The organism is Edaphobacter sp. 4G125 (genome assembly GCF_014274685.1).
Lineage (GTDB): Bacteria > Acidobacteriota > Terriglobia > Terriglobales > Acidobacteriaceae > Edaphobacter.
Map to the genome: position 1 here is coordinate 1,238,491 of NZ_CP060393.1, position 16,545 is coordinate 1,255,035.

Consider the following 16,545-nt stretch of genomic DNA (forward strand, 5'->3'; position numbering starts at 1 on the left):
CAATGCCCTATGGATTTCTTTTTCTGGCCGTAGCGAGCCTCGGCATGATCGGTGTTTTGCACAAGGTGGCGGATCATAGGCGATGCCGGCCAGAGGCCATCAATTTATTTATCTTTCTTGGTGGCGTTGTAGTAATGAGCGTACTCTCCTTCTGGCGCTTCGGAGCTGCAGGCGTGCTGGATACCCCCCGTATCGCATGGGTTACTGCTGCGACGTGCGGTCTTCTTGCCTCTCTGGCCATCTTGAGCTTTCAGCGCGGAGTCCGGTACGGAAAAATATCAACAAGCTGGCTCGTTATTAATCTCTCAATGGCCGTCCCTACTGTGTTATCGATTGTGGTCTACCGCGAAGAAATCACGAGACGACGAGCGGTTGGGTTGCTGTTGGCTGTTGCGACGCTTGTTATTCTTTGGCGGGAAAGAGTGCGAGAGGAAGCAAGCGGCGAGGTTATTGCCATTGCCCAAGTGCCGGAGAAATAAATATGTATCAGCGTTACATGGCATTGGCATTTGTTACTAATGGCCTCGGAGCTTATGGGCTTCGTGTTTTGGCCGGCGCGGGCCTCGGGAACCTAGAAACCCGATATTTAGTGATATGGTATTCGGCCGGCTCGATCCTGGCTCTCGCGGTTGCCATACCTCACTTGGGTAAGCTTGCGGTAAGGGAACTTGGCATCGGCATTTTGATGGCATTTTGTAGCGTTCTTGGACAGACCGGTATGGCTCTTGCAATGTCGGGCGGAATTCCAGGCTACGTGGTTTTTCCTGTGGCAGTTGGAGGTGGTCTAATTTTAGTGGTGATGGTAGGTGTATTTGTGTTTGGTGAGCGGCTGAGCCTCCTCATTGGTATCGGAATCGCAAGCGGTCTTGCATCTCTGATTCTTCTCGCACTGCCGAGTTGAGCATCTACTGTTCTAGGAGTTCGCAGCAGGAATAGGACGCATTGCTCTCCGCGGGCCCCTTTGTACTGGACGATAAATCTTGGGTAAATTGGCTGCAGTATTGCATGACATATATCTGCGGTACGCGCCTCCGGGAACTTTGGAAGTTCCTGAAAATCTCAACTTGCTTCCCATAACCAGCTTTTCTTAGATAGTGCTTCTGTGTGCGGCGATCCGATACAGTCTGCGTGACAGAGTTACCCAGCTTGTAGCCAATTGTGTTGACTGTAGGCATGGCATTGGACATCTGCGTCCTGGCGGTCTCAATCGTGAAACGGGAATCATCGCTAGTATCCAGCCGCACAAGCCGGTACTCGGAGCGACAAGGAGAACCATCGTCGCCTTGCGGTATTTTGGCTTCTGAATATCAACATCAGGTCTATCCCGGACTACTGGGAACCCAGGAAAGGCGTGAAGATTCTTCAATTGGGTGGGTGACCTTCCGGCAGCTTGATCGACTAGCTTTCTAGATAGAGTTTCCACTTTCAGGATCTCGCTATATCACTTCGGGCCGAAGTGTATGATGATTTCCTGTTTTCGCGCTGAAGTTGTTCTGGCGGCTGTTGCCACCGTTGGGCAGCAAAGTGAGGAGATAGTCAGCCTGCATGAGGCGCCATCCAATGTGCGTACTCAGGGAGACATCGATGCCTCCACCGGTTGAGGCAGAGAAGGCATTTGCAGAGCCGGAGGAGGAACTGCTTTGGGTATAGAGGCTCCCATTGGCGTGGGCTCCGAAGGACAGTGTCGATTCCGGAACTTTGAGTGGTGCAGTCGACCCTCAAAACCACACTTTCAATTAGGGGGTGCGTGTCATTCCGATCAGCTTGTCGGCTAGCAAGTCGCAAACATCGCAGGACTCGGGGATCTCCTTTCGCCTGTAAACATACATAAGACCTGGGTTCTTTGGAAAGATTGAAGCCGGAGGCGACGATCTCGACTCTTCAAGGAAAAAGCTTAATGACCACGAATTCCGAAGATGCTCCCGATACAGTAAAGCCCGTGAGGAGCATGAAACGTTCAAAGGCCCCTTCCGCCACGTATTTCCTGCGGGGAGTGTGACCGTTATAGCCCTTCGATTTCAATAGTTGAGCCCCTGTCTCACAATCGAGAAGGGGCTCGAAGAGTATGGAGCACCATAGCTAGCCAATGTCGGTCGTTCAATATCTCATTGTTTATTCAAGCTGCGAAGATAGTCGCCAAGCTCGGTGTGGATTTCAGGACGATCCCACATAAACTTTCTGGGGAATTGCCTAGTGAGAACATATGGAGCAGGTTCAGGCGGCATCATCCGTTTCATTTCAGCTTTTGTCGCGCGGTATTCGCCGATTCTGTACCCATACATATCAAGATGGCGTATCCCAAGTTTCAAAGCGACTTCGCATACACTCTTGATCTGAGCAGCCGTCGGGTACTTTGCGGGAGCGGTGCCTAACTCTTCAGCTGTTGGCAGACCAGAAGGTATAGATAATCTTTTTCTTGTCTCCAACCACCCGATGCACACTTTCGATTGCATAAGCGCGTGGTACTGGCTCAACTCCGCTCCCAAGACAGACTGGGAGGGAGATTTCGTCACGATGAAGCATCTAGGATTTACTGATGTGCTTCTATCCTGGGGGCTTGACACAGCGGGACTCATTACTCGCAAAGAAGACACGAAACAGGCAATGCGTTGGGCTCATAGGGCCGGCATGGGTTCTTACGTGATCGTCTGGCAGCCTGAAGCCAATTCTCTGCCACGCATCGCGGAGTTCGTTCACATAAACGCTGACGGCAAAGTGCTCGATTCATTCGATGTCTTTAATCCCACGTGGCGCTCGACTTACTGGAAAAGCTACCTCCAGGAGATCGCGAAGACATACGGTTCCCGGAGGAACCCCGGTGTAGGAAGTCTTCGGTCCAACAATGATGTTCGAGGCTGTAGCAGCCAGATCCATTGCGTGGCGCCCTATGATGGGCAAATTGGCAACTTTTTTCTCGTCTATTGTTTCGCCGATGACTGCGTCGTCGGTTGAAAGAGGCGGATTCGTTGCGGAGATTGTGACAGCAGAGTTTGTTGAGCCCACACGGAGCGTGATGTCGGTGCGCGCTGCTAGATTCAACTGCACAATGGTTCCCTTGTTCACGACCTTTTCGAAGCCGACCATTTCAACGGATACATCGTATGTTCCAGGTGAAACATAGGGTATTGAGTAATAACCCTCTCTATTAGTAGTCCCCGCATACGAAACGTTGGTGGCCATATTGACTGCGCTCACTGTAGCACCTACTATGACGCCGCCCGATGGATCTGTGATGGTCCCCACGAGTGTGGTGTTGTTTGCGATTTGTGCCCAAATGCTGACGGAGAATGAAAGAAGTAACGTTAGGAGAAAACGATGCAACAAGTACATAGATTGTCCTTCCTGTTTGCAGCAATTATTCCGGCGGATAAGCAGAACAGTCCGCTATCGTCGTCGCCCATTCAGGGATATAAGTGAGGGTATGCCGCTCCGCACCCTCGGATGTCTCGTCCTGTAGGTTATGGAGGCCATAATGGGATACGGGGCAGGGATTACAAGCATCTTCAGATCGGAGTTCAGACCGCTGGACAAATTCTCTAATCTCTTATCTCCAGCTGCACGGATTCTCGATTTCGAAGACATATTATGCACTCCGCCTTGAAGGCAATGATTCTGCCATCCCAATCATCGGTGCCGGTGGTAGGGTTCCCACCATTACGAGCCTCTAAATATCGCTTCCAGTCGTACAAGCGGTGATTCGTTATACCGCCAGAAATCATCACCAGCGCATGGATATAAATGAGAGCGTGCAATCTCTTAGTTCTTCATCAGATTGTGCTCAAAACTGTCTGAATGTGAGCGAGACCCCAAGCCTTTCGCACCGATACTTCGTGCATAGGAAACAGAAGAGAGGATGTCCGACAATGCACAGTAAAACATTCAAAGACATTCACCAAAGTGCAAACCTGCTTGTTCTGCCAAATGCTTGGAGCCTGCGACTCCTGGCCGCCTGTTGACCGACGGCTCCAAAATGTAAAACAACTGCCTTCGTTTCGTGCTTAGGAAAGTGTTGACGTCCGATTTCTCAACGAGTGTTTGGCGATGATGCATCAGCCGGCTGCATTACTCCCGAGCAGCGTGTTTCTCGGTATACATGCACATGCGCGTCGTATTGAGTTAGGAGTTACGTTGGCCTCGAACAGCCAGACAAGTGGACGGGAAAAGGGTGGTTTCGTAGAGGAGATGCGGTCACAATCGATTTGGAAGGGATAGGTAAAAATCACGGATCGTCTGAAGGACCTGATCAGGTCGGGCGGGGAATGGATCAGCTCGGCCGACCGGCAGAATGCGTTGGTTGGACACACGGCGATCCGAGAGGCGGCTGTCATTGCTGTGCCCCACCCGAAATGGCAGGAGCGCCCCCCTAGCTCTAGTGGTCCTGAAAGAGAATCTGACCGTTGACCCTTGCGAGGTGCGTTCCTTCCTGCAGCAAAACTTCGCGTCATGGCAAGTGCCCGATGCATTCATGGTTGTCGCGGGGCTTCCACATGCTTCAACCGGAAAGTTGCAGAAGAGCAACCTGCAGGAGCAGCTCAACGATTGGCGATGGGATACTGATCGCGGAGTTGCTGTGTCCTGACTGCTCCCTGACTTTGCTCAAGGGAGGCGCAGGGAGATCCGTTACATGCGCTCAACGAGTGATAATAGGGCAATGCACTCATCGAGCTTGCCCTGTGCTCTGCATTGTAAAATGTGCTCTTGAATCCGACTTTCCCACGCTTTGTCGTCCGTGTCGCGTTGATGCGACCCGTAAGTGTGGGTCCATTTGCGGGTCCAATAAGGGGCCCATAAGCGTTTCGTCGGATTCTTTTCCGCTCTTTAGCTCTTTGTTTTGTGCAGCTAAGTTACTCAAATTGCGTCAAAACGAGGATTGGGGTAGGTGAGATCATAAGTTCGACCATTCCAAGCTCAAGCCGCGATGCGGAGAACCAGCCCTCTAATGGGAATCGCAAAAGGTGTGTAATGCAGGTGGTGGCCAGAGACGGGATCGAACCGCCGACGCCGGCCTTTTCAGGGCTTCCTAGCAAGCGAACTAAGTAGTCTGGAATCAGCGGATATGTTGAGACGGTTAGCGTTATGCCCTTCTCGATTTAGGATCATCTGGGATTGTTTCGACCATACGATGATCGTGTATTGGTCGTGCGAGCCACGACCTCGTGGCGAATGTCCACCCCCACACAAACGTATCACTGGATCCCGATCTAGCGACCGCACAAACATGCGACGCCGTTCGGATCACAAATGGTTGTGCATACTCCCCCATACACTGAAGCAGAAGACGAAGCACATTGAAGATATCAGATCGCACGAATCGAAGAGGACGCCCCTACAGCTTGTAATGGATGTACAGAAAGTGCTCGCGACCCTGATGTCATCATGGATCCGAGCCCACACTCTATAGCTTGCGGCGGTTCCGCATCCAAGTTGTTGATAAGAACCGTGGCTTGACTTTGCGAGCTCTCTCGGAACGTCGCGAGATCCTTGGCTCCATCGTCATCCCAGCGGAGTACCTCGCTCTCTTCCCCACGGCTCAAATCAAAAAACTGCGAAGCAAATGTTAAGTTTGGTGCTGGGCTCAGCTGTACTGGTGATGTAAAAGCCCGACGAGGATTTTCTCACAAGGCTTCTGTGCCTTTGTAGTAGATGCTGGCGGCCCAGGTCTGTGGATTGGGACAATTGTCGTTGTATCCAGCTAGACCGAAGCAGAGTTTAGCGCTGCTGCGTGTGAGTAAGGAGTTGAGGTAGATGGCCATGCCCTCCGGTTCGCGTTCTCCGATGGAGTAGCCGGCATTGGAGCTACTTTGCCAGGTAGTGCCTGTGTTTAGTTATATTTTTGGGGGAAGGTGTGGGGCTGGCTTGTGCGTCATTTCGTGGCGTATGGAAATCTTAGACGGGGGGATAGTTGGCGTTATATACCCGGTACGGGCGGTTTCGATTCGCTCGCGATCGACTTCTATGGTGTTAGAGAGTTGCAAAGACGCAGCTCGCGACTGAGCTGGTTTCGTCGTCCTCCCAACACTGCGCGCGGTGTTGGATCAAATCAAGTACCACCTATAAACAGACTAATGTCCTTTCTTCAATTTTCCCCGAAGGGGCTGGCCTGGATAGTGGGGCATTGATTGACCTGCAGAGAAAGGCGAAAGACTGTGTATGCCTTAGGTCGAAAAATCGTGGCTGATTTTGAGTTCTTAGGATGCCTTCTGTCCTGAAATAAGATTGGCATCCGTATGCTGCGAACTGCGGTTAGTCTTAACGCCTCATTGCTGAGCGATGTGATTGCAGTCTCCATAGGTCCACTCGGGAGTGGCACCCGGACGGCTTGCCACCAGGGCGCCGGCCGCGTTTGCGAAGCGGGCAATATCTTCAGTAAGCCACTTGGAGTGATATCCATGCAGGAACGCAGCTGCAAAAGCATCGCCCGCCCCCACGGTGTCGTGTACCTCGATAGAAAATCCGCTGTGGGTATCTACGGAGCCGCTGCTATAGATCAAGCAGCCTTCCGCGCCTAGCGTTACGCACATCGTATCGATGTCGTATTCGGAGGTCCATTGCTGACAGAAGGATGTGAGATCGAAGGTTTGCGATGAGGGATGAGCGAGTCCAGACAGGATTTTTGCTTCATCGAGATTGAGCTTCATCACATGGCAACGATGGCTCAATCGCTGTACCAGCGCATAGTTCCAATGACCCGTACGAAGGTTCAGATCATAGAAGCAACGAACATTTGGCTGGGTGTAAATGAGTTCCGCGATGAAATCTTCCAGAGCAGGTTCCGTCTGAAGAAGGGTTCCAAAGTAGATCCATTCGATCAATCGCAGAGTTTCTGCGGAGATGGAAGATGTACTGGTGTCGATGCGATCAAATGCGACAGGGCGGGGTATATGGAACGTCGTTTCTCCGCTAGGAGTGGACTCGACGAGCGCGATGCCTGTCGCCTCGCCGGGCACAATTTGAACGGCCTTCGTGCTCAATCCAAGAAGCTTCATTGCATCGATCGCTCGATAGCCGCGATCGTCTGCGCCGACGCCGGTAATCAGTGTGGCTGCGCCACCGAGACGCTGAATATTTGCGCTGAAATTAAGCGAGGCTCCGCCGAGAATCTCTGTGCCGTCAAATATGTCCCAGAGGATCTCACCGACAGCGAGCACACGTATCCCCTCCCCTGTAGTATTTCTCATCTACGCGTGACTCCCTTGCGCAACCCTGTCGGTCTCAGATTCGTTTGGTAGTTTGAGGGTGTAGCTGATAAATGCCGCAAGCAGATACAGACCGGCAAAGACCCAGATGACACCTTCAATACCGAAGCGAGGCAGGCAGAGTCCCACGACAGCAGGGCCAAGCCAGATGCTCATGCCGGAGCCGAGGTTCATGATCGACATGGCCGCTCCGCGCGCTTCGGGCGCCAGAGATGCCATGATCGCGGCGATCGGAACATAACCGGCGAGTGCTATGCCGTAGGCCATGCCTGCAAGCGTGACGAGCAGATAGTTCGGGCCGAAAATGTGCGGCACATAATAGAGGCCGAGCGTCGTAAGTGCACATCCGCACGAACCCGCGAAGGTGATTGTCTTTCTCCAGCCGATGCGGTCGCCGACGATACCCCAGAAGAGATTGAAGACAACGTTGGTGGCGAACATGATGCTGAGGATGCGTAGCCATTGCGGAAGTGTGAAGCCGACCGTATGCACATAGAAGATTGGAAGACAGACAAGGAAACCGAATTCGGAGGTCGTGGTGACGGTTGCGACGATGCCTCCAAGCCCGACCTTAGGTTTTTTCCATGCGATGGAAAGACTGGATAACACGACCGCGAAAGGGTTGGCATCACGGTTTGCCGCAGGGCCCGCACCGCGCGTTTCTCTCACGCCCAACAGTGCAATGAGTCCACCAGCGATAACCAGGGCCAAGGAGATCCAAAGGCTGCGATAAGCGCCGTAGTGCGGAACAGAGTAGCTGGCAAAGAGTGAGCCAAGGGTGGGAAGGCCGCCTGTGCGAGCACACCAGAACCAGCCAACGGCAGTGGCGAGATAGCGCTGCGGCGTGATGTGTGTGATCCAGATGAGAAAACCAAAGGCGAACAGGGGATATCCAAATCCCCTCAACATGTAGCTCGCCAGAATGACAGGAAAGTTATGAGCATGGATCCCGAAGAGCAGGAAGGGGATTTCGAAAACGACCCAGATGATGAGTCCCATCCACATGACGCGCTTGGCTCCGAAGATATCGGACAGTGCGCCGCTGAGCCAGGAGGCGATGGCGGCCGTGACACCATAGAGCGTAAAGATGAGGGCAATGCGTGACTCGCTGAAGTGAAGCTGATCCAGCAAATATGGGGAAAGGAATCCTGCTTCCACGCCGTCGCCGATCATGAACAGCAGCAGGCCTAGATAACCAATCGCCAGTCCAGGATGCATGCCGAGGCGTTCGAGTCTGGATGCTGGTGAATCTGAGCGAACTTCAAGTTCTTGCATGCTTATGCTCTCCGAAAGAGTATCTATTTTCGCGATGATAGTTATGCCTATGAGGCGATAACCGAGGTTATTCCTGCGTAAACGCCATCTTTGCGCAACCGGTCAAGATTCTGTTGCACGTCGTTCACGAACTGCGTGGACTGAGAGGCGATATCGCCAAACACCGAGGTTGCGTTGAGTGCGAGCTTTGCATTACCGCCGCCTTGCGCGAGGAATTCGGTGAAGAGATGGCCCGATGCGTCGGCAATCGTAAACGAATTGCCGCGATCATCCCTGCCCCTTATGGCATGCAACCAACTGGCGATCACAAACGGGATTACTCTTGGACGCCGTTGCTGCTTCAGCAACTCTGGAACAGTGGGCATGATAAATTTCGCAATCTTTGCGGACGCCTCCGAGCAGATGCGCATCACCTGATCGCGAATCGTAGGATTTGCGAATCGGTGCAGGATGCTCGCCTTGTAACTGTTCAGATCGAGACCTGCAATATGCGGAACGGCAGGCGTTGTCTCTTCTAGGTACGTTTGTACAAGCCGATGAATTAGAGGATCGGCAGCAGCGTCCGACACCAAAGTGTAGCCCAGGACCGCAGCGACATAAGCCAGTGTGGAGTGCCCACCGTTGAGCAAGCGCATCTTTGTAATCTCGTAGGGCTTGACGTCGCTGGCGATCTCCGCGCCTGCCAGTTCAAATCGCGGGCGAGCACCGGCGAATGAGTCTTCGATGATCCATTGGCGGAACGGCTCGGTGACGACTGGAGACTTATCCACGATGCCGAATGCAGCATTGATGGAATGACGATCCTCTTCCGTTGTAGCCGGAGTAATGCGGTCGACCATGCTGTTGGGAAAGGCGACATTGGCTTCGATCCATGCGCCCAGCTTGTCGTTGCGCAATGTTGCAAACGCAACCAAAGCCTGGCGAGCGATCTCTCCATTTCCTTGCACGTTGTCGCACGACATAACTGTGAATGGCTTACCGCCATTGCGCATACGCCGTTCTGCCGCAGAGGCAAGATAGCCGAGAAAGGTGCGTGGCGAAAGGGGGAATTCAAGATCATGCAGCACATCTGAGTGCTCAGTACAGAAGCGTCGCGTCGCGTCTTCGATGAAGTATCCGCCTTCAGTAACAGTAAGAGAGACAATCTCGCACTCCGGGGCACTGAGCCGTTGCAGTACCGCCTCCTGTGCTGCGGGAGCGAAAATGTGTTCCGTCAGTGAGCCGATGAGCCTCAAATCGCGTGTACTGGCATCCCGGGTCAAAACGCAGTAAAGATAATCCTGGCTCTTGAGGGCCTGGTGAATCTTCAGGTCGCCAGGAAGCAGTCCTATGCCGCACTCGCCCCATCGCGGCTCTGCCGGATGATGTAGAAGGTCGTCGAGATAGACAGCGAGATGCGAGCGATTGAATCCCCCGACGCCAAAGTGAACGATGCCGGGAACAAGCTCAGCCCGGTTGTACTTCGGCACCTGGGCTCGCCGTGACAACTCGGAGAAGTTCTCCATGCAAAGAGTTATGGGCGGATGATCAGCAATCTTCATCGTTGTTCAGTTCCTTGGTAGTTCTTCATTGAAGGCAGCCGGTGAAAGGGAGCTCTTGGGGTGCGATCAAATTGGATGCAGTAAGTTGATGAATATCTAGCAACAAGATGTATACGTAATAAGTGGCTAAGTTGTCTACATGTACGTTACATTCAAGATGCGACGAGCGGCAGAAGATTACTCATCAAACCAAGGGCCGGCAGCTGTTGCTAGATTTATGGAGAGTTCCATTTGTTGACCAAACTGCGAAAAAACGGGAATCCATTGAGAGCAGAAGACTCAGATCAGCCGAAGTACAAACTGATTTTTGATGCACTTCGACAAGGCATTGCCTCCGGTGAGTACAAGGAGGGAGCCCGGCTGCCCAGCGAGGGAGAGTTGAGCCGACGTTTTGCTGCCTCGCGCATGACGGTGGTAAAGGCAATGCGCGAGCTGCAGCAACAGGGACTCGTAGTGCGCCGGGTTGGTTCAGGAACATATGCGGCTCCCCAGCAGGGCAAGGGAAATGGCCTGTTTGGTCTCCTGATCCCAGAGTTGGGAGAAACGGAGATCTTCGAGCCTATCTGTCAGGGAATGGCGCAGTTCTCCCACTCCAGACAACATTCGCTAATCTGGGGCAACCTAAACTCCGGCGAGAAGAAAGAACAGATTGCCGAGGAGCTTTGCCATCAGTACATCAAACGCGGGGTCTCCGGTGTCTTCTTCGCGCCGCTCGAACTGACGCGCTCCAAGGACCGCGTCAACCACAAGATTCTTGTCGCCCTGGATCGCGCACAAATCCCCGTAGTTTTGCTGGATCGCTGTGTTTCTCCATATCCTCTGCGCAGCCGTTATGACCTGGTAGGCGTTGAAAACCGGCGTACCGCATACATCGCGACCGAGCATCTCATCAACCAAGGCGCGAAAAAGATAGCATTTTTTGCCAAGGAACTTTCCGCTTCTACAGTCGATGCCCGCATCGCGGGGTATCGCGAGGCGCTGACCACTCATCGGCAAAATGGCACGCACGATCTTGCGTTTCGTGGGGAACCGTCCGATGACGCTCTGGTTGCATCGATCCTCGCGAAACACAAACCCGACGCATTTCTTGCGGCAAACGATCATACCGCTGCCAACCTCATGCAGAGTCTTATGCGTTTAGGCCGCAGCATCCCCGACGAAATTCGCATCGTTGGCATCGATGACGTTCGCTATGCCAGCCTGCTCCCGATTCCTCTCACCACGCAGCATCAGCCTTGTCCGCAGATCGGGATGGTAGCGATGTCCACGATGTTGCAGCGACTGGAAAGCCCGGACCTTCCGGCCCGGGACATCTTGCTGAGTTGCTCTCTGGTAGTACGTGAGTCCTGTGGCGCAAGACTTGTGAAATAAGCCCCATTTTCTGAAGCACCGTACCGCTTGCAGGCGGGAGATTCATTGCATGCTTGCTTAATGGCATATACAGGTTTGTGGACATATTCACGGTAAATTGATTGACATTGTCTACTTTAGCTAAGTAGAAATCGATTTGCTTGTGCGTAAGGTCGCAGGACCTTAATCCAACGAATCAATCCCATCAATGTTGACACTAAAAAAAATTGAACAGTTATACGGTCGTTTGGCCGATGGAGGTCGTAAGTGCGTATCTCGTGGTTGAAGCATTTGGTCTATGTGGCGGTCCTCTGCGTAGTCGGGTTTTTCGTTCCCTCTGCGTATGCCCAGAACAGCCAGCTCGTCGGTGTGATTACGGATCCCGATGGTCTCTCTATCGGTGGTGCCGCTGTCGAGGTTCGAAATGAAGGCACAGGAGTCTTTCATCAGACGACCACAACGAACTCGGGAGAATTCACAGTCCCTGGATTGAGCTCTGGTTCCTATACAGTGCGCGTCACGCAGCGTGGGTTTGAGACAGCGGAGCGAAAGGGTATTACCCTGTTTGTCGCGACGACCACCCGTCTCGACCTTCATCTTTCGATTGGCCAGCAGACGCAGACCGTCAGTGTGGATGCCGATACGGTGCTGCTCCAGCCGGACAACGCACAACTTTCCACCACGGTTACGCGAGAGCAGTATGACGAACTCCCGCTTGTGCAACAGGGGAGGATCCGCAGCCCAACAGCCTTTGTCTACCTTGCGCCCAGTGTGCAAGGTAACTATAACGCCACGGGGTCGGAGAATGTTGCGGCCACGAACTACATCTCTGTCAACGGAAGCCAGATGAAGCAGACCGAGTTCTATCTCAGCGGTCTTTCTTCCGGCCAAATGGCAAACGTAGGTAGCTACAACGAGAGCGCTCCGCCGGTCGACGCCGTGCAAGAGTTCAAGATGATCACGACGATGGTTCCTGCGGACTACGGTCACACAGGCGCCGCTGCTGGAATCTTCGCAATCCGTAACGGCACGAACGCCTGGCATGGATCGGTCTACGAGTATTTCCGGAATAATGTGCTAGACGCACGCTCGTGGGGCGCGGTCACGCCGCCGAACACCAAGCAGAATGAGTTTGGCGCGACGATTGGTGGGCCAATCATCCTGCCAAAGCTATATGACGGCCACAACCGCTCCTTTTTCTTCTTCTCCTACGGAGGCTCCCGCAAGGCTGGCATGGACACGCTGAAGACCTCGCAGATTCCTACGCCGGCTCAGATTCAGGGCGACTTTACGGGAAAGAACATCATTTACGATCCGGCAACGACTCGTCTCAACTCCGCGGGTACAGGCTATATTCGCGATCCATTCCCGGGAAACAAGATTCCGATTTCGCGTATGGATCCCACAGCGATGAAGATCGCCTCGTATTACCCAGCTCCTAATGCTCCTGGCACGCTGAACTTCAGAACGTATATCGGCGAAAAACTGCTGAATCCGGATGTTTACACAGCGCGTGTTGACCATAATCTGACACAGGCGCAGCACCTTTACTTCACTCTGGTGCAGACTCGTATTCCGCGCTACAAGCCGGAAGGCTCAGGATTGCCGCAGCCGCTCTCGACGGTGTACAACCAGTTTCTGAGGGCCACTACGACTCGTATCAATCATGACTGGACGCTGAGCAGCAGAGCGATGAACAGTCTTGCCATTGGCTACTATCGTATCTTCGCGAGAACGAAGGACGGTGGCAGCGAGTTTTCTGTTCCCAACCAGATCTCTGCGTCTCGTCCGAACATCACCTTCAGCAATGGGTACGCCTCGATCTCGACCGATAATGGTCAGAAGACCGCGGAGCATCAGTATCTTCTCGGCGACACGTTCTACTGGACCAAAGGCGCGCACAACTTCCGTTTCGGCGGAGAGTTCCGTCGGGTGCACTTCAATGCCAATGCCCCCAACCCCGGCACGAACACACTGGCCATGTCGAACCTCGAGACGGCCAATCCAACCAGCACGGGCACGACGGGTGACGGGTTCGCCAGCTTCCTGCTGGGACAGGTGCACAGCGGTGCTGTGACCGCGCCTGCCATCAATGGAATGCGCTACTCGTATGGCGGTCTTTTCGCCCAGGACGACTGGAAGATCAGCCATACGCTCACAATGAACCTGGGTGTTCGCTGGGAGTTCGAAACCATTCCTACGGACGCGCATGACAGAAGCAGCTCGGTTGATTTGACCCTGGCAAACCCAGGTGCAGGAAATCTTCCCGGTGCTCTCGCGTTTGCCGGAACAGGCGCTGGCCGCACGGGAAGCCATTCCTTTGCATCCACGAAGTACGCCAGCTTCAGCCCACGTATTGGACTGTCCTATCAGGTCAATCCGCAGGTCGTGGTTCGCGCTGGCTATGGCATCTTCTACACCGATCTGGGTTGGAACTTCGGCACGGCGATCGATAACAACGGCTTTACTCCTGCTGCCAGCTTCACCTCAACCAACAATGGAATCACTCCTGCATTTACGCTGGCTTCGGGCTATCCTGGCTCACCAAGCCTGCAACCCTCCATCTCGCCGACCCTGTTGAACGGACAGAGTGCAAACTATCGAGATCGTTCGATTGGCAATATGCCCTACATCCAGCAGTGGAATGGAAGTGTTCAGTACAGCCCGGCCAAATCCTGGATGCTTGAGGTGGCCTATGTGGGGAATACGGGACATCGTCTCCTCGACTCCCAGTTCTCGAACATCAACCAGGTAGATCCGAAGTACCTTTCTCTCGGTTCGTTGCTCACCGTCTCTGCATCTTCCGCGGCGGCGCAGGCGGCTGGAATCAAACTTCCTTACGCTGGATTCACAGGTACGGTCGCGCAGGCTCTTCGGCCGTATCCTCAGTACATGACTCTCACAAGCGTATCGGCGAAGACCGCATACTCGAATTACAACGCAGCGCAGGTGATCGTCAATAAGACCACCAGCTTCGGTCTGCGCTTCTCCGGAAACTATACCTTCGCGAAGAACATGGGCATCAACAGTCCAAGCTGGATGGATAGCACCACCGACAGCGTTCTTCAGAACTCCTTCGACCCTGGCGCGGAGTATGCCATCAGCCCAATCGATGTGCAGCACGCCCTGGTTCTGAACTACTCGTATGAACTGCCGTTCGGGAGAGGAAAGAAGTTCCTGTCCGGAGGAAAATTCACGAACGCGCTGGTAGGCGGATGGAAGGTCTCTGCGATCCAGCGATATCAGAGCGGCTTCCCGCTTCCGATCAAGACCAGCAACTCACTGCCAATCTTCAATCGCGTCATGCGTCCGAATGTCGTTCCCGGAGTTGATCGTTCGACGCATCTTTCTGCGAACGAATATTTCCCTGGATCGAGCCGCATCATTAACCCGAATGCGTTTACACAGCCTGACCAATATAGCTTCGGCAACGCGAAACCGACCTACTCTGACATCAGGGCATTCCCGATCTATAACGAAGACCTTGCTTTCATGAAGGACACTCATATTACCGAGCGAGTGACCTGGACCATTGGCGCAAACTTCTTCAATGCGTTCAATCGCCACCGCTTTACCAGCTTCAATACGACGTGGTCGGATGCCGCTTTCGGTCAGTCAACGGCTGTCAGCGCTCCCCGCTACGTCCAGATCAATACAAGAATCAAGTTCTAGCGACCGAGCACGAACAGCCTCTAGACCTCAACCTGACGGTGTTTCGAGTCTCATAAACTGAAACACCGTCTTTCTATTTATTCCACAGTAGTTCTGGGAGATATCGATCTTGCTTCGCAACGTAATGTTTCAACTTGCTTTGGCTGCTTCGGTGTCGGCAGTCGCTATCCATACAAACGCCGAAACGCCAAAACGTCATCCTGTACTGATGATCTCAATCGACGGCCTGCGCCCCGACTATGTAACGGAAGCGGACAAGCACGGTCTGAAGATCCCCGTCCTGCGCTCGTTTCTGCAAAAAGGCGCGTACGCGGATAGCGTGCAGAATGTATCGCCCACGGTCACTTATCCGAATCATACGACGCTGGTGACCGGCGTTTCGCCGAACGAGCACGGCATCTACAACAACACCGTCTTCGATCCCATGGGGAAGGAGCAGAGCGCATGGAACTGGTACGGAGCGCAGGTGAAGGTTCCCACGCTTTGGCAGGCGGCAAAGGCCAGCGGCCTTACCACCGGAAGCGTTCTGTGGCCCGTCACGGTGCATTCCAGGGGAATCGACTACAACGTGCCGGAGTACTGGCGCACCAAGACGGAGTATGACCACTATCTTCTGGAGGCGGTGTCCACGCCATCCGGCTTTCTGGAAGAGGCAGAGAAAGATGCAGGTCCTTTCTACTCAGGCGAGGGCAATCTCGTTCTGGATGAAAAGATCACCAGAACCGCAATCTCCATGATCCAAGCCCACCATCCGGACCTCGTGACGATTCATATCGTCGCACTGGATCATTTGGAGCACGCGCACGGCCCCTTCAGCCCAGAAGCGAACGAGACGCTGGAGCAGATCGACGCGAAGGTCGGCCGGATCATTTCCGCGGAGCTGCGAGTCCATCCTGATGCGGACATCGTGATTACTTCGGACCACGGTTTTTTGCCGGTAACGCACAAGATGAATCTGAATGCAGCGTTGGTGAAGGCGGGACTCCTTACGGTGAGCGCGGGGCCGAAGCCTCATGTCACCGCCTGGAAGGCATTCGCCTGGAGCGCAGATGGAAGCGCTATGGTCGTGCTCAACGACAACAGCGACAAGGCAACGGAGCAGCAAGTTGCACAGCTGCTAAGTGATCTCGCGAAGGACCCTGCGAACGGAATTAATCAAGTGTTATCGCGTAGCGAGGCTGCTGCTATCGGCGTACCGGAACAGGCAGCTTTCATCGTCGATTGGAAGTCTGGCTATCACATGGGCTCAGGTCTCAGCACGCCACTGGTGGAAGACACAGCACCTGGAGGCGCTCATGGATATCTGGCAACTCATCCCGAGCTGCATTCGTCGTTCTTTATTGTGGGACCGGATATCGCCAAAAGTAAAAAGCTAGGAACAATCGATATGCGTCAGATCGCCCCAACCTTGGCGAGGGAATTGGGTATCGTCCTTCCTTCAGCAAAGATGCAACCACTTACATTGAAATAGGCCGCCGCTAAGCAACCGTAATTGCATGAGTAATCAATGT

13 protein-coding genes are annotated in these 16,545 nt (G+C 53.6%); 7 read left to right on the top strand and 6 right to left on the bottom strand.

Features of this window, described 5'->3' with window-relative positions; genetic code table 11:
- Nucleotides 1-2 precede the first annotated feature (2 nt).
- From H7846_RS05135 to H7846_RS05145, 3 genes are all read left to right on the top strand, one after another.
- Entirely contained in the window at nucleotides 3-479 is a 477-nt protein-coding gene (locus tag H7846_RS05135; RefSeq protein WP_186695435.1) for an EamA family transporter, read from the top strand.
- Between the two features lie 2 nt (nucleotides 480-481).
- Complete coding sequence (locus tag H7846_RS05140; RefSeq protein ID WP_186695436.1) at nucleotides 482-901, top strand: hypothetical protein; 420 nt, start codon at nucleotides 482-484, stop codon at nucleotides 899-901.
- Nucleotides 902-1,460: 559 nt separating this feature from the next.
- Nucleotides 1,461-1,601, top strand: coding sequence for a hypothetical protein (locus tag H7846_RS05145; RefSeq protein ID WP_186695437.1), 141 nt, complete (start codon nucleotides 1,461-1,463; stop codon nucleotides 1,599-1,601).
- A 504-nt stretch (nucleotides 1,602-2,105) separates the two neighbouring features.
- Here the strand turns inward: H7846_RS05145 and H7846_RS05150 are convergent.
- On the bottom strand, nucleotides 2,106-2,474 hold the full coding sequence (locus tag H7846_RS05150; protein ID WP_186695438.1) for a hypothetical protein: 369 nt from the start codon (nucleotides 2,472-2,474) through the stop codon (nucleotides 2,106-2,108).
- Nucleotides 2,475-2,724: 250 nt separating this feature from the next.
- On the bottom strand, nucleotides 2,725-3,330 hold the full coding sequence (locus tag H7846_RS05155; RefSeq protein WP_186695439.1) for a carboxypeptidase-like regulatory domain-containing protein: 606 nt from the start codon (nucleotides 3,328-3,330) through the stop codon (nucleotides 2,725-2,727).
- A 955-nt stretch (nucleotides 3,331-4,285) separates the two neighbouring features.
- Between H7846_RS05155 and H7846_RS18175 the strand changes: the two genes are divergently transcribed.
- Complete coding sequence (locus H7846_RS18175) at nucleotides 4,286-4,579, top strand: AMP-binding enzyme (protein ID WP_449240079.1); 294 nt, start codon at nucleotides 4,286-4,288, stop codon at nucleotides 4,577-4,579.
- Nucleotides 4,580-5,615: 1,036 nt separating this feature from the next.
- Here H7846_RS18175 and H7846_RS05160 read toward each other — a convergent pair.
- The 4 genes from H7846_RS05160 to H7846_RS05175 all read right to left on the bottom strand — a co-directional run bounded on the left by H7846_RS05160 (nucleotide 5,616) and on the right by H7846_RS05175 (nucleotide 10,012).
- Entirely contained in the window at nucleotides 5,616-5,753 is a 138-nt protein-coding gene (locus H7846_RS05160) for a hypothetical protein (RefSeq protein WP_186695440.1), read from the bottom strand.
- Between the two features lie 504 nt (nucleotides 5,754-6,257).
- The gene (locus tag H7846_RS05165) at nucleotides 6,258-7,178 is read right to left on the bottom strand and encodes a PfkB family carbohydrate kinase (protein WP_186695441.1); all 921 of its coding nucleotides are present in this window, start codon (nucleotides 7,176-7,178) and stop codon (nucleotides 6,258-6,260) included.
- Entirely contained in the window at nucleotides 7,179-8,471 is a 1,293-nt protein-coding gene (locus tag H7846_RS05170) for an MFS transporter (RefSeq protein WP_186695442.1), read from the bottom strand.
- Nucleotides 8,472-8,518: 47 nt separating this feature from the next.
- Entirely contained in the window at nucleotides 8,519-10,012 is a 1,494-nt protein-coding gene (locus tag H7846_RS05175) for a mannitol dehydrogenase family protein (RefSeq protein ID WP_186695443.1), read from the bottom strand.
- A gap of 234 nt (nucleotides 10,013-10,246) precedes the next feature.
- On the opposite strand from H7846_RS05175, the gene H7846_RS05180 reads away from it, so the two are divergent.
- The 3 genes from H7846_RS05180 (at nucleotide 10,247) to H7846_RS05190 (ending at nucleotide 16,505) form a co-directional block, all read left to right on the top strand.
- On the top strand, nucleotides 10,247-11,383 hold the full coding sequence (locus H7846_RS05180; protein ID WP_255460855.1) for a GntR family transcriptional regulator: 1,137 nt from the start codon (nucleotides 10,247-10,249) through the stop codon (nucleotides 11,381-11,383).
- 246 nt (nucleotides 11,384-11,629) lie between these two features.
- Nucleotides 11,630-15,034, top strand: a complete 3,405-nt coding sequence (locus H7846_RS05185; RefSeq protein ID WP_186695444.1) for a TonB-dependent receptor — start codon at nucleotides 11,630-11,632, stop codon at nucleotides 15,032-15,034.
- A 109-nt stretch (nucleotides 15,035-15,143) separates the two neighbouring features.
- Entirely contained in the window at nucleotides 15,144-16,505 is a 1,362-nt protein-coding gene (locus H7846_RS05190) for an alkaline phosphatase family protein (protein ID WP_186695445.1), read from the top strand.
- Nucleotides 16,506-16,545 lie beyond the last annotated feature (40 nt).